The sequence below is a fragment of the Succinivibrio sp. genome (assembly GCF_045124615.1).
Lineage (GTDB): Bacteria > Pseudomonadota > Gammaproteobacteria > Enterobacterales > Succinivibrionaceae > Succinivibrio > Succinivibrio faecicola.
Genome location: NZ_JBGVMC010000330.1, coordinates 1 through 2,706, shown reverse-complemented (window position 1 = coordinate 2,706; position 2,706 = coordinate 1). Strand labels below are relative to the sequence as shown.

General features: G+C 36.5%; 6 protein-coding genes. All 6 read right to left on the bottom strand.

The features are described 5' to 3' along the window. On the bottom strand, nucleotides 1-327 hold a 327-nt coding region (locus ACJML3_RS08855; RefSeq protein WP_406022467.1), incomplete at its 3' end, for a hypothetical protein. Between the two features lie 8 nt (nucleotides 328-335). Continuing rightward, nucleotides 336-707: a hypothetical protein gene (locus ACJML3_RS08850; RefSeq protein WP_406022466.1), complete on the bottom strand. Its 372-nt coding sequence runs from the start codon at nucleotides 705-707 to the stop codon at nucleotides 336-338. 44 nt (nucleotides 708-751) lie between these two features. Continuing rightward, nucleotides 752-1,564: a hypothetical protein gene (locus ACJML3_RS08845; protein WP_406022464.1), complete on the bottom strand. Its 813-nt coding sequence runs from the start codon at nucleotides 1,562-1,564 to the stop codon at nucleotides 752-754. 17 nt (nucleotides 1,565-1,581) lie between these two features. After that, nucleotides 1,582-1,788 carry a hypothetical protein gene (locus ACJML3_RS08840; RefSeq protein ID WP_406022462.1) on the bottom strand — a complete coding sequence of 69 codons (207 nt, stop codon included), beginning with the start codon at nucleotides 1,786-1,788 and terminating at the stop codon, nucleotides 1,582-1,584. Between the two features lie 2 nt (nucleotides 1,789-1,790). Further along, nucleotides 1,791-2,438 (bottom strand): lambda exonuclease family protein, encoded by a 648-nt coding sequence (locus tag ACJML3_RS08835; protein WP_406022460.1) that lies wholly within the window; start codon nucleotides 2,436-2,438, stop codon nucleotides 1,791-1,793. Beyond that, nucleotides 2,431-2,610 (bottom strand): hypothetical protein, encoded by a 180-nt coding sequence (locus ACJML3_RS08830; RefSeq protein WP_406022458.1) that lies wholly within the window; start codon nucleotides 2,608-2,610, stop codon nucleotides 2,431-2,433. The genes ACJML3_RS08835 and ACJML3_RS08830 overlap by 8 nt, the downstream gene beginning before the upstream one ends. Nucleotides 2,611-2,706: the final 96 nt, after the last annotated feature.

The window sequence follows — 2,706 nt, the reverse complement described above, 5'->3', positions numbered from 1 at the left end:
AATACCAACGGTCAAAACATTCTCTTTGTCGCTCTTAGGAATATTCTGGCATACTTCAAAAAGAGTATTCATCAAACTGTATTCATAAAAGGTATTTGTCTGTTCTTCTGTGATTTTATCGACTTCCTTATCAATCTTGTGTCTTAATTCTTCGATCTGTTCCAGTGTTAAAAGATGGTTAACATTTACCCAAGACAAAATAACTGAAACGTCAATATTTCCAAGATTGATTTCTTTTTTCTTGTTGTGAAATGCTAACTCAGTTGAGTGCGCTAGATAGCACCATAAAATTTCTAGGGGTGTAATTTTTAAACTAACTGTATTCATTTGTATTCCTATAAAATATATTCCGATCCGTTAGGTGCTAAAGGGATCTTTTTTCCGTTCTCGACTAAAAAAGATCTTCTATCCTGCCAAATTGTATCTAAATATTTTTGCCAATCACATTTACTTAGATTTACCAATCTGGTTATATATTCTTCTGCCTCTCGGTTTGTATCAAAAACCTTTACAATTCGTGCGATTTCTTCGCTGTCGCTTTCACTCATATAGTGCTTATAAATAAAATCATCTGGCTTTTTAATCGTCTGTTGAATATACAGAGAATTTAATATATGACCGTTTGCACCTCTATCACAATAAACATCTACAAAATAAACCATAAACTTATATTTTTTAGGCGGTTTGTTAATATCAAATTTAAACATTTTGCACCTGAATAACCGCCCATATTTCAGGGCGGTAAAACTAATTAAAATGGTAGATCATCATCTAAAGGCTGTGGCTCTGCGTTTGTAGCTACGCCCTGCATTGACTGCATAGAGTTAACCGCCTGCATAGTCTGTGCTTGCTGTTGCTGTGTGTTTCCATAACTCTGACCGCCTGCAAAGTTGTTAAACTGCTGTTGTGGTGCTCCATATCCCTGCTGTTGACCGTAACCGCCTGCAGTCTGATTTTCGCTCATAAAATCGGCACGTTTTTTGGTTATATCCTCTAATCCCTTGTTCCAAGCGGTGAGGCTTGTATCATTTGCTATTATTTCTTCATAGCTCTGTTTTGACGGTGCAAAGAAATAAGTTGTGTAAGTGTTATAACCGTTGTACTGTCCTGTTGTCGCAATCAGACACTTAAACTTAATGCCCTGCATATTCAGTAGATCGTGAGTAACTTCATTTTTGTTAAAATCACGCTTTGTAACTTTTTTCAGTACGTTGGTGCAGTCTGGGCGTTGAGTGCTTGCAATCGCAAATATGTTATAAATGCGGTTTGTGATATTTGATACACCATTTACAACTTTACCGCCCTTAATATCAACTCTATGATAAGTTTCCGATAACACACCGTTTTTAATCAGTCCGAGATTTAAAACTAGATGCTCATAGATAGAATTATCACTTGCCTGAAATTTCATGTATGAAGTACATTCTAAAACTTCAACGTCAACTTCAATAGGCTTGCAATCGTCTTTTAATTTCTGTCTGTAATTGCCGTCTGGTAGTTTCTGCCAATCGTTGTTAAAATCGGTCACTGGCTTGTTATTAGGATCAAATTTTGCAAATGCCATTTTAAATTACTCCCTGATTATAATTTCTGCTCATATCCCTGAACTTCGATCACTTCCTCTAGGCGTTCTTCAATCGCACTTAATACTGTTGCGCCTGCGTTTTTAAAGGTTTTTGCAACAAGTTTTAATGTGTTTTTGTCGGATGGATCGGCATTATTCAATTTTTCCAATGCTTCAATATATGCCTTTACATATTCGTCTTTAACTTCAAATGTTAACTGCATTTTTATATTTCCTCTTGGTTGTTTAATAAATCTGTTTTAACTTGCTCTATTTCCTGTAAAAAGTTTTTGAAATAGTCTAAAGCGGTTGTTAATTCTTCCTCTGTTGGTTCAAAGCGTTTGATAAATAGCTGTAGTTTCTGTGGCAAACGTGGATCATAATCCACAAAGTCACACCATTTTCTATTTGTAACAATCAACTGCAGGAGCATTTGAGGTTTTATTTCTTCTGGTACTGTGTCCGCTTCAATTCTCTGCAAATGCGTTGTTGTTTCAGGGCATTTGATCTCAATTAAACCGTCATTGTTCACTAAGCCGTCTGGGGATGCACCTAAATAGGCGATTGATGGATGTTTAACAAAACCGCTCATTAACACGATTGATCCTGTTTTGATCTCATACGCATTAACTGCGTGTTCTTCCTGTTCTGTTCCCCACTGCATCCGTCTGCGTGCATCCGCAGTAAAATGATCCTCTGTTGCCTGTCCTGTTAACTGTTCAGCTAAGATCCTGTATTTCAGATTTGTGATCTTTGCATCTGTCTGCAGGGTAATACCGCCCTTTTGGTAACGGATCAGATCTTTAGCCATTGAGGCTGTCAAATGTCCGATCCTTGCCTGATACCATTCTTCGGTGCGTTGTAAATCATTCATACTGGATCTTTTTCCTGTCTAATTTTTCTCTATTCTTATCAAGATAACTTTTAATCAGTTCATTGATAATCTGCGCTTTTGATTTTTTTTCTGATTTACTTAAAAAATCGAGTGCTTTATAAAACTTCTGTGATGTATAAAGCGTGAAATTCTTACGCTCTTTGATGTTCATTTAAGATCTCCAATGGAATTTATTTTTATCGGTTAATGTGTGAACATGGCTTTTAACTCGTTATGCAGTCCGCTGTTAATAAGTGCCTCACGGCTT

Excerpts from the sequence above, each read along its gene's own strand:
- ACJML3_RS08850 (WP_406022466.1), bottom strand. The coding sequence starts at position 707 with ATGTTTAAATTTGATATTAACAAACCGCCTAAAAAATATAAGTTTATG.
- ACJML3_RS08845 (WP_406022464.1), bottom strand. The coding sequence starts at position 1,564 with ATGGCATTTGCAAAATTTGATCCTAATAACAAGCCAGTGACCGATTTT.
- ACJML3_RS08840 (WP_406022462.1), bottom strand. The coding sequence starts at position 1,788 with ATGCAGTTAACATTTGAAGTTAAAGACGAATATGTAAAGGCATATATT.
- ACJML3_RS08835 (WP_406022460.1), bottom strand. The coding sequence starts at position 2,438 with ATGAATGATTTACAACGCACCGAAGAATGGTATCAGGCAAGGATCGGA.
- ACJML3_RS08830 (WP_406022458.1), bottom strand. The coding sequence starts at position 2,610 with ATGAACATCAAAGAGCGTAAGAATTTCACGCTTTATACATCACAGAAG.